This is a genomic window from Pedobacter sp. A2324, assembly GCF_059693705.1.
Genome location: NZ_JCASSK010000006.1, coordinates 294,090 through 307,711, shown reverse-complemented (window position 1 = coordinate 307,711; position 13,622 = coordinate 294,090). Strand labels below are relative to the sequence as shown.

Sequence of the window (13,622 nt, the reverse complement as noted above, 5' to 3'; positions counted from 1 at the left end):
ATAAATTAGTTTATATTAAACAAGATAAAAGTTAAAAAAATTGTTAGGTTTTAAACAAAACCCGGAGATGATAACGGGTTTTGTTTTTACTGTCCTGCTGGTATTTGAGCAAGGGTAACTCTGCCGCACATTTTGCGAATGAGTTCGAGGTCGATGCCTGAATGATTGGCATATTCTTCGAATGTAATGTACTGGCTTTTACTTTTCTTTAGTACAAACCTCAGATTACGGATTTCGCGTTGTGCCTGAGCCATGCTCTTGCCAGTCAGGATAGTCACATCTTTCGGATAAATACAAACTCTTTCCATTTTTTAGTTTTTTAGAACCGCAACAGAGTTGGAGGTGTCCTAGCGCTTTGGTTTTTTCATTGGTGAAAGCGCTACCTTCCCAAGCAGTAGTTTAAGAACGATGTTAATTAATTTCTAATTTGCTGAAAATTAATTAAATATACAAGTTTCAGAAACGGACAAATACTGCAAAACATTCAGTTTATTTCCAATTTAGACAAATCTTCCATTTCGGCACAAATGCTGCAGGAAGGCTGAATTGCGAACAGACCAGTTTTTATTTCTTGCAATTTTGATCTCAATGTAAGACATAATAGTTATGGCAGAACAGAGAGGTATTATCAAATTAAAAGGGAAAATCGGGGATTTGACCTTTTACAAGACAAAAGATGGTTACGCAGCGAGAGAATCGAAAGGCATGGAAGGTGATCGAATTGCTACCGAAGAGGCCTTCAGACGTACCAGAGAAAACATGGCTGAGTTCGGACGCGCCATTAAGGCAAGTAAATTCTTTCGAAGAACATTCCTTACCCTGGTAAAACAGTTTGGCGACCGGCATGTCGCTAACCGTTTAATGGGTGCTTTTTCGAAAGTAATTAAAGCGGATTCGATCAATGAGCGTGGTAAGCGCATGGTACTGGATGCAGAAACGGAATTGCTGAAGGATTTTGAATTCAATGAGAATGCACCATTGATGACGTTGGCCAACATGAAAATTGAAACTAGTATCGATCGCGCGACCGGTACTTGTACCATCACTTTTCCGGGTTACAGTGCGAAGGATACCATTTCCCAACCCAGCGGATCGACACATTATCGTTTCACCGGCGCTGCAGCGGCATTGAATTTTGAGAGTGAAACAGGAGTGGTTAGCGTTACCGAGGGTGAGTATTTACTTACATCTGCTCTTGATGTGTTACCAAATACTGTTGAAATTCCGATTGCGCCCGGTAGTACTGATCCAATTTTCCTCATCCTGGCGATTTCCATTTACCAGCATGTGAACGGCACTTACTATCCATTAAATAGTTCGGCCTATAATGGTATGTCGATCGTTTTAGTTGCCGGAACGTAATGGAACTGATTTTAAGCCGCACTTACTTTAAGGGCGGCACCAACGGGAAGATTTCTTATCAGGGTAAAGTGATTTGCGAAAGCATTGAGTTACCCTGGCGGAACAATAAACGGAATATCAGCTGTATACCTGAAGGCCGGTATTTGCTGATTAAGCGAATGCATACCAAACATGGCTTGCAGCTGGCGCTGAGTATTGTGCCGAACCGCGAAGGTATCCTCATCCATCCGGCAAACTTCGCACTGCGTGAGCTTCAGGGCTGTATCGCCCCGGTAAGTAAATGTACTGGTGAAGGTGAAGGGAATTATAGCCGGGTTGCATTGGAACGCTTACAAGGGTTGGTGTATCCGGCGCTCGAAGCAGGGGAGAAGGTTTGGTTGGTTATCCGTTCCGTATAACCGCCATGCCTTATCGGACCACTAGTGTTTAATTGAATTTTTAAGAAATTAATACAGATGAAAATGTAGTTCAGCCTTCGGGGAAAGGCTGGCTACGGGTGTTGAAGAAGTATGTGGGCATTGCCGGAAGTGCTGCGGGCGTGCTGCTCGCAGCTCCACTGAAGCTGCCTGTTAAAGTGCTGAAGATTGCACATTATGTTGCCATTATTGCTGGCCTTGTAAAGGCTACTGATCAGGATCGGGATGAATAATTCAGAAACTAAACTTGGGGTGGTTAGTGGTATTTCATTAAGTATACTCGGGCAGATACACAATGACGTGTTACAGACAACAATGCTTGCTGCTTTAGGGGCAATCGTAAGCTATTTTGTAAGCAAGGGGCTGCAGTATATCGATAAGCACAGAAAATAGCGATTTTTATTCTCTTTGAATGAACGGGTGTACAGAAGATGTACACCCGTATTTTTTATTGGTTATCGGTATTTTTCTCTAAAGCGTTCTGGAATAATGGGATGTACCTAATAGGGGATTAATTAGAACGACAAGTTATAAAACTTACTGGAATATTACAAATTTTGACGATGGTGTTTTCCTGGCTGAGCTCATCTGCTATTTATTTAATATGTAAACTATATTCCACAGTTATACTTTAGCCAACTAAATATTAGGAACAAGTTGCAACATTGAAATATGAAAACCTTTTTGCTGGTCTTGATGAACAAGTTTTATAAATCTGTGTTAGGTTTATAACGTTTTCAAAATTGCCGCCATCCATGGATATTAAAACCTTCTCAAGAAATATCGAAAAGCCGCTCCTTTGGGGTTACGCAGGATTTTGGGTAACCATCTATCTTTGCTCACGGTGTTTCCTGGTAATGTATAGCGACAGGGGGATGTTTCAGTTCTGGCCATGGGTAGCGCTTGGATTAGCGCCCTTTACTCTTTATGCTGCGCTACGAATGGTATTTACCCAAGCTGCAAAATGGTACGGTGCGATTGGCTACTTTTTCATCTTCACTTTACTGAGTGTTTTTGCTACAGGCTACATGATTGTAAATGGAGATATTCTGGCTAGCGCAGCATTTAGCTCATCGCATGTAAAGGTTGCAACCCTGGTTGACGTGCAGAAGGTATTTCATCGCAAAACCGGCTTTGATCACACCGATGTTCGCGTAAAGGTTGATGGCAGGTTTGTGACTATGGAGGCCCGTCCTTATGCATTCTTCTATCTCAAAGACAGAAAGCAGGTTAAACTTAATATAGGCAGATCGGGACTGGGAAATGATTACGTGACCAGTATTGAAGTAAGTGCAGGTGATCAGCTTAAGGCCAGATGGATTCATTTTAAAGACATGATTTATCGCATGCGATGGTTTTTTGGGGTTATCGTGGTGGTTGTTGGCGGTACTATTCTATTTGCAAAGTATTTTCCGGAAAAGCAGTTGCAGAAACGAAAGCCGGTGGCTTTCTGGAAAATCATGGCGCTTACGATGGGAATATTGATGGGCCTGGGTTTGTTATTTTATGCAGGGTTATGGATTTGGGTTTGGTTAAGGTAACATCTATATCGCGGGAGCATCAACAACTATACAATAATTATACTTCAAACAATAGAAATAAAATTTTCCGAATTAATTTTTTATCATTATTTTAGTGTTACTCAAACCCCTATTGAGTTTTTTCACATCCCAGAAATGTATTGCTAGTTCACATCTGCTCAAATTGGTAGGTATTGTTTCATTTTAAATCATCTGGGATGACTAATTATCTATTTGTTACCTTATTTATTGTTACGGGAGCTACTATGCTTCTCGTGGTTTACCTGATTCGCCTGATTAAAAGTGGCAGAATAAGAACTGAAGTTGCTTTTTTTGAGCATGTATTGCCTCGCCTGTACGCTGATGTGGATTGGAACGCAGATTTTTTAGATGGTATAGCATATGTGAAATGCCAAATATGTTTAAAAAATGCTAGTGTGCAACCTGCATTGGGCGTTGTATTAAGCTGGTACGGAGCACAATCCTGGGGATTGAACTGGACTACTGTCCCTTTGATTGACCCCAGTGTGGCATTTGGGGATGTTGCTGAAGGAGAAAATATCAATATTACACTGACATGTGAAGTACCTAGTTATTACGCTGATGAAACTGAAACCTACAGTGCTTTTGTTAACCTGGTTATTAACTATGAACAAAAAGACGGTAGAAAGTGCGAGCAGATATTGACAGCCATTCAATGTATGGATAAGGATTTTGACCATGCAGGCTATGTAAATCGTTATGACTTCGATAGGTAATGTCCAACCAAGCATTAAGCAAACATGTCTAAACGAAGATATTTTACCCGCCCTGAAGTCGGTTCATTTATGTATTTTATCGAAAAAGCTGAGCAACATTTCGCAGCGTCATATGGTGTTCCGGTGGACTCAATCGCCTTGATCGTAAAGCGAACTACCATTTATGTGCTTGTTTCCGGTAAGTTGGTATGTAATATAAACCCTAAAGGCTAATACATTTAATCATCAAGCGAGAAGCTGAACGACCAAATTCTGATCATCTTAATCCATAACGTTATGAATCATTATTCTTATTGCTACACTTTGCTACAATACCGTCATACATCAGATTTAGATGAATTAATCAATATCGGCCTACTCGTACATTCTGCTCCTATGAAGGTATTTGTATTTATTAGGCCGAATGATCTAAAACGGTTGGAATTAATTTATCCAGATGTGGAAATTGGAATGATCAACCGCTACTACCAATATTTTCAAACACGGGTTCAAGGACTTGCCAAAGAGCGAAAAGACTGGTGGAACAGCCCCGCTTCGTTTCAGGAATTTATCGATAGCGAATTCCTGATGCCACATTCGACAAAACTACAATTTGGAAGGGTTAAGATTTCGATGCGTAATTTTAACGATTTTAGGCATTTGAAATTACACTTGTATCGTTCTTATTTTATGTATTATGATCGTGTTGCAGACTTAAAGTTTGAGAATGGCTTCAGATGGCCTTAATGAGGGGAAACTTAGTTGTAATTGTTGGGTACAATTATAAAAGCTGGAAGTAATATAAGCAGGTGTACAGAAGATGTACACCTGCGTTATGTGCTTAACTATTTGTAATCATTTAATTAAACCTTTATTTAGTATTTGTCTTTTACAAGCACTCCATCCTTTGTAGATAAACGCTCTATGGCAAACTTAACCTTATTTGTTCTAAATTTGTTGCCGGGTAAAACTTCTGTGATGTATAAGTCATAAGCTTCAGTAATCGACTGTTGTTGCTTTGCCGCAATATCCATCAATTCTTTGAAACTCAAATAAGGATGATCAGGTTTTTTTGATAGCACGTCAGCTTTCGGCTGGCCTTTTTTTTCTATGTATGAAAAGCGTACATAGTTTTTGAACGGTGAAATGCATTTGCAGAAGAACGTAAAGTGGTGTTCAAAAAAACTTATGGTTTCTATTTTAACTGTTTGATTAGGCTTCGATATATTTATGGTGTCGGCTAAGTAGTAGATCTTTTTGTTTGCATCCTGTGCAGATACGTTAAATGCGACGGAAATTAGAAGGGTTAGCAAAATTATTATGTTTTTCATAGCTATCATGGATTATGGACAAGTTGTCGGTAGTTTCTTATTGGCGGGAACATTAACAAGATTATCCAAATTAAACGTATTTAATTCAGAATCAGTAATTCCATATTTTGTTTTTATGTTGTCGAAAGATTTATTTAACATTCCTTTGTAAATGTCATAGATATTAATGCCTCCTATAACAGGGTTGGCGGGAGCGGCACCCGGATTGTTTAATCCGTAGAGTGCAGCCATTTGATATTCTTTATCGGTATACGCTGTTCCATTAACTTCCTTTAATATGCCCCAAAAGTTATCAAAGTATTCTTCAAGGAAAATCGAATGGTCATTGAAATTACCACCTTGTACAGAACTATTAGCTACACTTTCAAAATTTACGATGTTTATTGCCCAGGTATCATATCTTGTGGTGTCGACTGGAAAACCATATTGGCCTGCTTTTATATAGTAGTTGGCATAAGCATGACCGGTCTCGTGTATAGCAGCAGCTTGTAACAAAAGCTGTGAGGCATTACTTATCGCTGAACTATTGAAACGAATAGTGGAACTCGTTCCCGCATAATCACTTGTTGTTCCCAAACTATAGTTGGTTGTGCTTCCTCCATAATCCTGTGCGGAAAAGTCATACGTTAAATTCGGCAACCCTTGCATTTCCAAAGTCCCTCCGTTTGGAAGTTGTATTTTACGGAAAGGTTGAACTAGCTTTCCATATGTTTGATTAGCCTCTAGTTTAGTTAAAACCTCCTTTACCATACATGGATAATGTTTCAGCAGAGAGTCTTGCTTTACTTCTATATTAGGAGGATTCGTACCGGTATCTCCGTCACCGCCACCTCCACCTGACCCACCTCCATCGCCGGGGTCCGTTGGAGGATCCGGAAACCACACATCTTCACAAATCACTGCTTCGTCAGAATCAACTAATGAATAGGTGTCGCCACATGATGAAGGTGGCCAGCTACACGTAGGGCTAAAAACTATGTTGACACTTCCGCCGCACCAGCTTGGGCTTAACGATGAAAAGGTACAATTCCTCACCTCTGTATGGCATTGTTGTTCCCAATATGATACGGATCCCCCAATCGATTGAATCTTTTTGATTGCAAGAGTTCCCTTTTTCTTATATGAAGCACTCAGGCTTCCATTTGCATAATCAAGTAAATAGTTTGGGCCACCCTGCAAGCTGGTCAGTAGCAAGTTACCTGTGAATGCTTTTAAACTAAATTCTTTGGTCTCCTTTCCAATTTTCTCATTTGGGTCAACATTTGGATCGTAATAAAATGCTTTGTAGAATTCTGTTTCATTTTTGACCATCAAATAATTTTTCCCGTGTATTTGTTTTGCACTTTCAATCTTTCCATTTATCAGAACTTTTGGCGTGAGTGTGTAAAAAACATAAGAAACGCTGTCGTTTACCACCTGAATTTTAGGTTTTTCCCAATCAGGAATCCATTGCAGTTTTTCACTTTGATCGGTCTTAATTTTTTCCTGTAAATCTTGCTGAATAAACCTTTCTTTTATTGCAGCTAGTCGTTGTTGCAAATCTGGAGCATTTGCGGATAGCGTTTTTGAAAGACTGTTTTCTTTTTCCAAGACATCTTTAGCACAGCGTGCGCTAAGTATCGCAACAATCAAAAGAAGACAAAATCGCGTCGTACCACGGATTTTGCTCGTCGACGAAGTGACGAAAAATGTTCTTTGTTTTTTCATAGAAAAGTAGGTATTGTTAATGGTATTTGTATGATTAAAGATACTAAGGTTTTTTTTCTAATTCAAATAGGTTGTATTAAATTTCTGTTAAAATAATCGTTATGATCATTAGGTGGAATTAGCACTGAATGAACGCAAGGTTATTAAAGAAATAATTTATATTAATTTTCAGCATCCTTTTCGCGATGCGAAGCCCAATTTCGGTACATGTTGCCGGGTTCTAAAAGATATATTTGGTTAATTTATAAAAGGAAATTATTAACCATTTAATATTGTGATTTTTCGTATTTTGCTTTAACAGTTTCAATATAATGCAATTCATTTTTGCCCATGGGAAAACGCTCTTCATTATCAAAAACAAAGCTTTTAGGTTTAATTGTTACTGTGGCCCTGCCGATATGGATAGGCATAGGCGAAGGGCCTATTGGCGACGCTTATTAGCATTTTAACGAAAAGTTTCTGCACGGATCGCCCTACGTGGCCTTGGGAATTTGGGTATTGATATCTATTGTGTTCTGGCTACTAGTAGACTGGAGAGAAAAGTTGGTTCAAAACGAAGAAATAAATCTTGATGAGAAACAAGAAACAATTGTTAAAGGGTTTCAAAATGTTTATCAAGGTCGATTAAATCAAAAAATGGCGGCTGATGTTACATTTGAAATTAATTTAACCCTAGAGTTTGCTGATCATGCATCGCCGAAAAGAATACGTGAACGCTTTATGGTAGATGGGTTATCGGGCTTGAATCCTCATTCATTTGATCAGCTCTTAGATGTTTACAGAAAGGAGATTAGGCGCTTGGCCATTATTGGAAAATGCTGGGTCTGGAAAATCTGTGTTGATGCTGAAATTTGCTATCAATTTATGTGAGCTTGCATTGGAAGAGAGAAAAGGTGGCATACCGATAGTTCTGGATTTATCCACGTTTGAGCTACATGGATTTGATATGAGTTTGGAAACAATGAATATAGCATTTCATCAATGGTTGAAGCAATCAGTACAGGATAGATGTATCGATATTGGCGTGCCTGCTTCCTGGGGTATAGAATTATTAAATGAAAATAAATTTATGCTCATCCTGGATGGTTATGATGAATTACCGAAGAATGATTATAGTCACCTTCGCGATATCAAATATTTCGATCTATTCTACAACTACATTGACGAGGTTCACCACAAAACAGGTTCCAACCGTCCTGATTTCTTAATTACATCACGTATCTCTGAATTTAGAAAAGCTGAGTTGGGAGCTGATTCTTCACCTGTTAAAGCTGTAATTGAGATTAAACCTATAGATGATGTGAATGAAGAGTTGGTTAAGCTAATTAAACATGATGCAAAAGGTACCGCATACCAACTTAAAAATGCTCTTGATACAAATCCGCAAATTTATAGTATCATACAAACTGCATTTGATCTACATATAGCCCTCCGTTTAGCAAGAGGCATGTACAATTTTGCCAGCTTAAATAGCTCAGAGAGCTTGTTAGATGCCTACATAAATGTACGCCTTCAAAAAACAGCACCTAAATTAAAGAGGGAAATTAGCATTGATACCCTGCAATGGTTTGCAATATATGCTGAAAATTGACGAATGGTTTTTATCGTTTTCGACATATCCTGATTAGTAATTGGTTTCTAAAACACGGCTCTATTGCACATATTAGACCCGAAGAGACTGATGATTTATATGATAGTGAAGATTAACTGATGAACTGATTTTTAATTTTTGCGTACCGTTTTACGGTTTACCGTAAACAATATTTGAACATGCTTTTTAGCTTTAACCTTATTTAATTTTATATTTTATGGAAGCTATTAAGCCAGGGCCGAAGCCTAAAACAGATGATGGTAAAGATGATCGCAGAAGGCGGGTATTACCGGAAACCAAACCTAAACACCCGGATTTGAAACCGCATATTCATAAACCGAAGGATTAGTATAAAATGAATTTTACCCAAAATTTGTTGTACATATTTTCCAACAAATTTTGGGTAAAATTTACTTACCTAAGCTTCCGACCATTTTGTAAATCGTTACAGTAGGTAATCTTGTCTCATCGTCGGATAACTCAAGCTTATAATTTTTTTCATTGTTTTCGGTATGTGCATATTCCAACTTACGGATAACAGTTTTTTTAAAACCGCGTTCGCGGAGAAAGTTTAGCAGATCAATCGCCGTATTATAAACTTCAGGATCAGTTTCGACTATGATCGGTATGGATTGATTTCCCTCATGATAAACAGCGATTAACTTAGCAAGTTCATCTGCAATAGACTCCTTTTCCTGAGAAGTTATTTGTTTCTGTTTAATTTGTGTATCTGCATAACTTATCGGTATATTTTCATCTTCTTCATTGTCGGTACTAATATGAGGTTTGTAGTGTGGTTTTCGTTTGTTTTTATTGCGCTCTATAGATTGGACAGCAATTTGTCCAATTGTATCTGCTGAAGGTTGGTTTTTGAAAATATGGCCTAAATGCTCCTGTAATTCAGTCATTACGTCTTTTTCCTTATCCTTATTTCTTTTCGCCTCCTGCTCAAGGTCACGCTGTTGTTCTTTTTCTGCCTCTTTTTGTTCTTTTCTTTCCCTAATTTGGTTGTCTCTCCACATTGAGAAACCTTGAAGGGTAAGTGTGATTAGTAAAATTACGATAAATATTTTTCTGATTATATTTCGATTATTTAGATTCTGAACTGCATTAGAATCTACTATTTTATCCCATAGGCTCAACACTGTAATAAGCATGGCTGTTATTATCGTTGCGTATATCATCATTTGAATTTTAAAAGTTAAATACTGTTTGTTCAAAATATCTAAAATGCAACTGGGAAGTATGGCGGATGTGGTGGATTAACGTACCTAGTTTGAGGTTGACGATTGTTAACGACAAATTTGCTTACCGCGTAGCGGTACTGATCAGAAAAGTTGCGAAGGTTGCTTTTCATTGCCTGATTGTTGTATATGTCAGGCAATTACAGCGTTGCCTTATCCGCTTACATTTTCTAAATTTTTCAAATCATTTAATTCTATGATTAACAAAAATAAAAAGGGCTTTATTGATTTCTCAAATTAAAGCCCTCCTTTTCACATATCAATAAAATATTACCGATAGCGGAGGGTTTTTGTTCTTGTTTTCACAATGGATGGTATAGTACTCAAACACCCATAACCCTAAGATAAAGATTATTGTTGAGAAACGAAGCTAAACAATAGATTATTTTTTTTATAATTTTACTAATACATTGTTAAACTTAAATGTCATAAATATATTATCATCTTACAATTATGGTTTACCGTAAATGATTTTTGTTTGTGGAGTTATATTTACAAATTAGGTCAACAGAAATTTTATCTATATTAATTGAATTAATGCTCAATGTCGTATTTTACAGAACACTATACAAAACTGGCGTACCCTATCTCTGAAGGTGGTGTTAAGGGGTTTCGCAATGCACAGATTGGTGCATTACATGCAATTTCCAGCCATTTTACTTTGCACGATAAGGAGCCGGCAATCGTAGTCATGCCAACCGGAACAGGTAAAACAGGCGTTTTAATGGCTTCAGCTTTTGCTTTACGGGCGAAACGAGTTCTTGTAATTACCCCAAGTAAACTGGTTAGAGAGCAAATAGCCAACGGGTTTGCCTCATTGGATTTACTTATTAGTAATTTTGTCTTGCCCGAAACATTATCAAAGCCAAAGGTAAAGGAGCTGAAAAATAAAATTGACACCCAGGAAAAGTGGGAAGAACTTGAGCAATACGATGTTGTTGTAGCTACGACTTTTGGATTGCCAGTGCATTTATGGAGTGTGAATCCGTCAAAAGAATTATTTGATTTATTGTTGATTGACGAAGCACATCACAGCCCGGCTCAAACCTGGAATAGCCTCATTCAACACTTTAAGCCTGCAAAAAAAGTTATGTTTACAGCTACGCCTTTCAGAAGAGATAAAAAGGAAATTAAGGGGAAATTTATTTATAATTATCCGATTTCGAAGGCATTTCACGATGGCATTTTCGGTTCGGTTGATTTTATTCCGGCTATTCCATATCTGGAAGATTCGAACGATTTAACTTTGGCCAAGTTAGCCGAAAAAACTTTCGCTATTGATAAGGCTAAAGGATTAAAGCATAATATCTTGGTTAGGACAAATACCAAGGTGCATGCTAAAAAATTGTTAGAGCTTTATAATAATTATACTAACCTTAAATTGAAACAGGTTGACAGCACACAATCTGAAAAGCAAGTCAGTGATGCCATAGCCAATATGGCAAGTGGTACATTGGACGGTATTATTTGTGTGAATATGTTGGGGGAAGGATTTGACTTTCCCAATTTAAAAATCGGTGTTATTCACGAACCACACCAGTCTTTAGCTATTACGCTTCAATTTATAGGGAGGTTTGCCAGAACTAACACCGACAATATCGGAACAGCAAAATTTATTGCTATACCTAATGAGATTAATTTTTTGAAGTTAGAGCTTTATGCCGAAGGTGCAATTTGGAAAGACATTATTCATGAAATAAGTGAAAGAACCATTGAAAATGAAATAGAGGTTCGTGAAACTTTTGAGGCATTTGAGGATATGCCAGTTGATTTTGAGGATGATCGAGATGTCTCACTTTATTCTTTAAAGCCAGGTTTCCATGTAAAGATATATGATGTAAGCAAATCAATTGATATTAAACAACAACTTACCATACCTGATAATAACGTTGATAAATATTTTGTTAGTACTGAACTTAATGTTGCTGTGTTTCTGACTAAAGAGGTTAAGAAACCGAGATGGCTGACAACTGACGAACTGGTTAATGTTAATTTTAACCTTTTTATTATTTTTTATGATGAAGAGAACAATTTGTTGTTTATCAACTCAACAAGAAAAACGGTTGACACTTACAAACAAATAGCTTCCCAATATTTAGGCGAAAATCCAAGGCAGCTATCAACGGAGTTTGTACATCGGGTTATATCAGGCTTGAGTAGTCCAGAGGTGTTCAATTTAGGACTTAGAAACAAAAATGCAGTCAATAACGCAGAGTCTTATCTAATGAAAACCGGGTCACACGTTCAAAACGCGCTTAAATCAAATGAATTAAATTTATATGAGGGTGGTCATATGTTTTTACGCGGGCAAGAAAATAATGAATTTAAAACCATCGGGTACAGTAGCTCTAGCAAGGTATGGAGTAATTACTCTGGAATAATTACCCAATTTCTAGTATGGTGCAAGGTACTTTCAGTAAAAATAAATAGTACTGATGAAATACGCACATACACAGATATTGATAGGATCAGCTTTAGGAAGGTCGTGGATAAAATTCCATTGAGTCCTATATTTGCGGTTTGGCCTTCAAAATTTTATAAAGATAATTTACAGTACCATTATGAATTAGATACAACAATCTTAGATGGTAGTGTTATAGATCTTGACATCATAATTTATAGTGGAACGGCAAAGGAAATCCAATTTGCAATTGGAAATGAAATTTTTGTTCAAGAAATGACGTTTGATCTTGATCAATTTTTTGTAAGTCGAGGGGATAGCACGCTTTGGGTGGTTGATCCAGAAACAGGTAATATGGTTGAAATTGCTGATTACCTCAATGAATACCCATTATTATTTTACTTCCAAGACTTCACCTCTTTAAGACTCAACGAAATTATTTCAAAGATGACTCGAGAGTATACTTTGATTAACTCTGACAAACTTGAAACAATAGATTGGTCAGATACCGATATCAAAGCTGAATTTGAAGGTAATTCAGCAGGCAAAAAACACATACATGAAAAGCTAAGCGAGGTTTTACAAGCAAGAACCCCATCAATACTCATTTACGACCATGGCTCGGGTGAAACAGCCGATTATATTTTAATTAAGGAAGAGCAAGACACTATTGAAGTTGAATTGTATCACTGTAAAGGAGCTGGTGGTGCAGCAACTGGAAATAGGGTAGGTGATTTTTACGAAGTGTGTGGGCAATCAGTAAAATCTAGTATATATACCAATGTGAATGCTTTGAAAAGGAAACTGAAATGGAGGCTTAAGAATGTTGCCACTTCCAAATTTATTTTAGGTGATGAGGCTATTTTGAATAATTTATATTCTAAAAATAAAATGTTTAAGTTCAAAATTTTTGCTGTGCAACCTGGATTATCTAAAGTCAAGATAGATGATAAAATAAATGAACTTCTTTCGGCCACAGAAGGTTTTATTGAGCAAGGGGATCAACTTAAGTTTAGGGTTTTGTGTTCAGCCTAGATACCATGAACTTTGTAAATTTTGGAATTTTTCTTAATCGATTTAGATCTTTATTTAAAAAGATCGCTTGAAATTCTGTATTAATTATTCGCTGGTATATCGAATATTAATGATGCATATATTCGAAACCTAATTCAATTATACAATCTTGAAAGTTTAGTTTAAATACAATAAACCGTTAACTTTGGTGCATGGCATCCTAATAAATTGAAATCAATCTTACAAAATAAATGTGGACCTTAATAATCCATTCATTTACTTTACTTTGTTAATTTTAG

Annotated in this window: 16 protein-coding genes; 12 read left to right on the top strand and 4 right to left on the bottom strand. The window is 37.1% G+C overall.

What is annotated here, in order from left to right:
* Positions 1-86: 86 nt before the first annotated feature.
* Positions 87-308 (bottom strand): hypothetical protein, encoded by a 222-nt coding sequence (locus tag AC570I_RS18500; protein ID WP_497406653.1) that lies wholly within the window; start codon positions 306-308, stop codon positions 87-89.
* A gap of 298 nt (positions 309-606) precedes the next feature.
* Here AC570I_RS18500 and AC570I_RS18495 point away from each other — a divergent pair, with 298 nt between their 5' ends.
* From AC570I_RS18495 to AC570I_RS18460, 8 genes are all read left to right on the top strand, one after another.
* Positions 607-1,362, top strand: coding sequence for a hypothetical protein (locus tag AC570I_RS18495; protein WP_497406652.1), 756 nt, complete (start codon positions 607-609; stop codon positions 1,360-1,362).
* On the top strand, positions 1,362-1,760 hold the full coding sequence (locus tag AC570I_RS18490; protein WP_497406651.1) for a DUF5675 family protein: 399 nt from the start codon (positions 1,362-1,364) through the stop codon (positions 1,758-1,760). Before AC570I_RS18495 ends, AC570I_RS18490 begins: the two co-directional genes overlap by 1 nt.
* 98 nt (positions 1,761-1,858) lie before the next feature.
* Positions 1,859-2,011, top strand: a complete 153-nt coding sequence (locus AC570I_RS18485) for a hypothetical protein (RefSeq protein ID WP_497406650.1) — start codon at positions 1,859-1,861, stop codon at positions 2,009-2,011.
* Positions 2,004-2,171: a hypothetical protein gene (locus tag AC570I_RS18480; RefSeq protein WP_497406649.1), complete on the top strand. Its 168-nt coding sequence runs from the start codon at positions 2,004-2,006 to the stop codon at positions 2,169-2,171. Before AC570I_RS18485 ends, AC570I_RS18480 begins: the two co-directional genes overlap by 8 nt.
* A 362-nt stretch (positions 2,172-2,533) precedes the next feature.
* Positions 2,534-3,319, top strand: a complete 786-nt coding sequence (locus tag AC570I_RS18475; RefSeq protein ID WP_497406648.1) for a hypothetical protein — start codon at positions 2,534-2,536, stop codon at positions 3,317-3,319.
* A 197-nt stretch (positions 3,320-3,516) separates the two neighbouring features.
* On the top strand, positions 3,517-4,056 hold the full coding sequence (locus tag AC570I_RS18470) for a hypothetical protein (protein ID WP_497406647.1): 540 nt from the start codon (positions 3,517-3,519) through the stop codon (positions 4,054-4,056).
* A gap of 24 nt (positions 4,057-4,080) precedes the next feature.
* Positions 4,081-4,269, top strand: a complete 189-nt coding sequence (locus tag AC570I_RS18465) for a hypothetical protein (RefSeq protein ID WP_497406646.1) — start codon at positions 4,081-4,083, stop codon at positions 4,267-4,269.
* Between the two features lie 63 nt (positions 4,270-4,332).
* The gene (locus AC570I_RS18460) at positions 4,333-4,782 is read left to right on the top strand and encodes a DUF3037 domain-containing protein (protein WP_497406645.1); all 450 of its coding nucleotides are present in this window, start codon (positions 4,333-4,335) and stop codon (positions 4,780-4,782) included.
* A gap of 128 nt (positions 4,783-4,910) precedes the next feature.
* Here AC570I_RS18460 and AC570I_RS18455 read toward each other — a convergent pair whose 3' ends face one another.
* The gene (locus AC570I_RS18455) at positions 4,911-5,366 is read right to left on the bottom strand and encodes a hypothetical protein (RefSeq protein ID WP_497406644.1); all 456 of its coding nucleotides are present in this window, start codon (positions 5,364-5,366) and stop codon (positions 4,911-4,913) included.
* 12 nt (positions 5,367-5,378) lie between these two features.
* Positions 5,379-7,073 carry a hypothetical protein gene (locus AC570I_RS18450; protein WP_497406643.1) on the bottom strand — a complete coding sequence of 565 codons (1,695 nt, stop codon included), beginning with the start codon at positions 7,071-7,073 and terminating at the stop codon, positions 5,379-5,381.
* A gap of 483 nt (positions 7,074-7,556) precedes the next feature.
* Between AC570I_RS18450 and AC570I_RS18445 the strand changes: the two genes are divergently transcribed.
* The 3 genes from AC570I_RS18445 to AC570I_RS18435 all read left to right on the top strand — a co-directional run bounded on the left by AC570I_RS18445 (position 7,557) and on the right by AC570I_RS18435 (position 9,013).
* Positions 7,557-7,943 (top strand): hypothetical protein, encoded by a 387-nt coding sequence (locus AC570I_RS18445; protein ID WP_497406642.1) that lies wholly within the window; start codon positions 7,557-7,559, stop codon positions 7,941-7,943.
* The gene (locus AC570I_RS18440) at positions 7,915-8,664 is read left to right on the top strand and encodes a hypothetical protein (protein ID WP_497406641.1); all 750 of its coding nucleotides are present in this window, start codon (positions 7,915-7,917) and stop codon (positions 8,662-8,664) included. The genes AC570I_RS18445 and AC570I_RS18440 overlap by 29 nt, the downstream gene beginning before the upstream one ends.
* Before the next feature lie 217 nt (positions 8,665-8,881).
* On the top strand, positions 8,882-9,013 hold the full coding sequence (locus AC570I_RS18435; RefSeq protein ID WP_497406640.1) for a hypothetical protein: 132 nt from the start codon (positions 8,882-8,884) through the stop codon (positions 9,011-9,013).
* A gap of 61 nt (positions 9,014-9,074) precedes the next feature.
* On the opposite strand, the gene AC570I_RS18430 is transcribed toward AC570I_RS18435, so the two are convergent.
* Entirely contained in the window at positions 9,075-9,851 is a 777-nt protein-coding gene (locus tag AC570I_RS18430) for a hypothetical protein (RefSeq protein WP_497406639.1), read from the bottom strand.
* A 601-nt stretch (positions 9,852-10,452) separates the two neighbouring features.
* On the opposite strand from AC570I_RS18430, the gene AC570I_RS18425 reads away from it, so the two are divergent.
* On the top strand, positions 10,453-13,344 hold the full coding sequence (locus AC570I_RS18425) for a DEAD/DEAH box helicase (protein WP_497406638.1): 2,892 nt from the start codon (positions 10,453-10,455) through the stop codon (positions 13,342-13,344).
* Positions 13,345-13,622 lie beyond the last annotated feature (278 nt).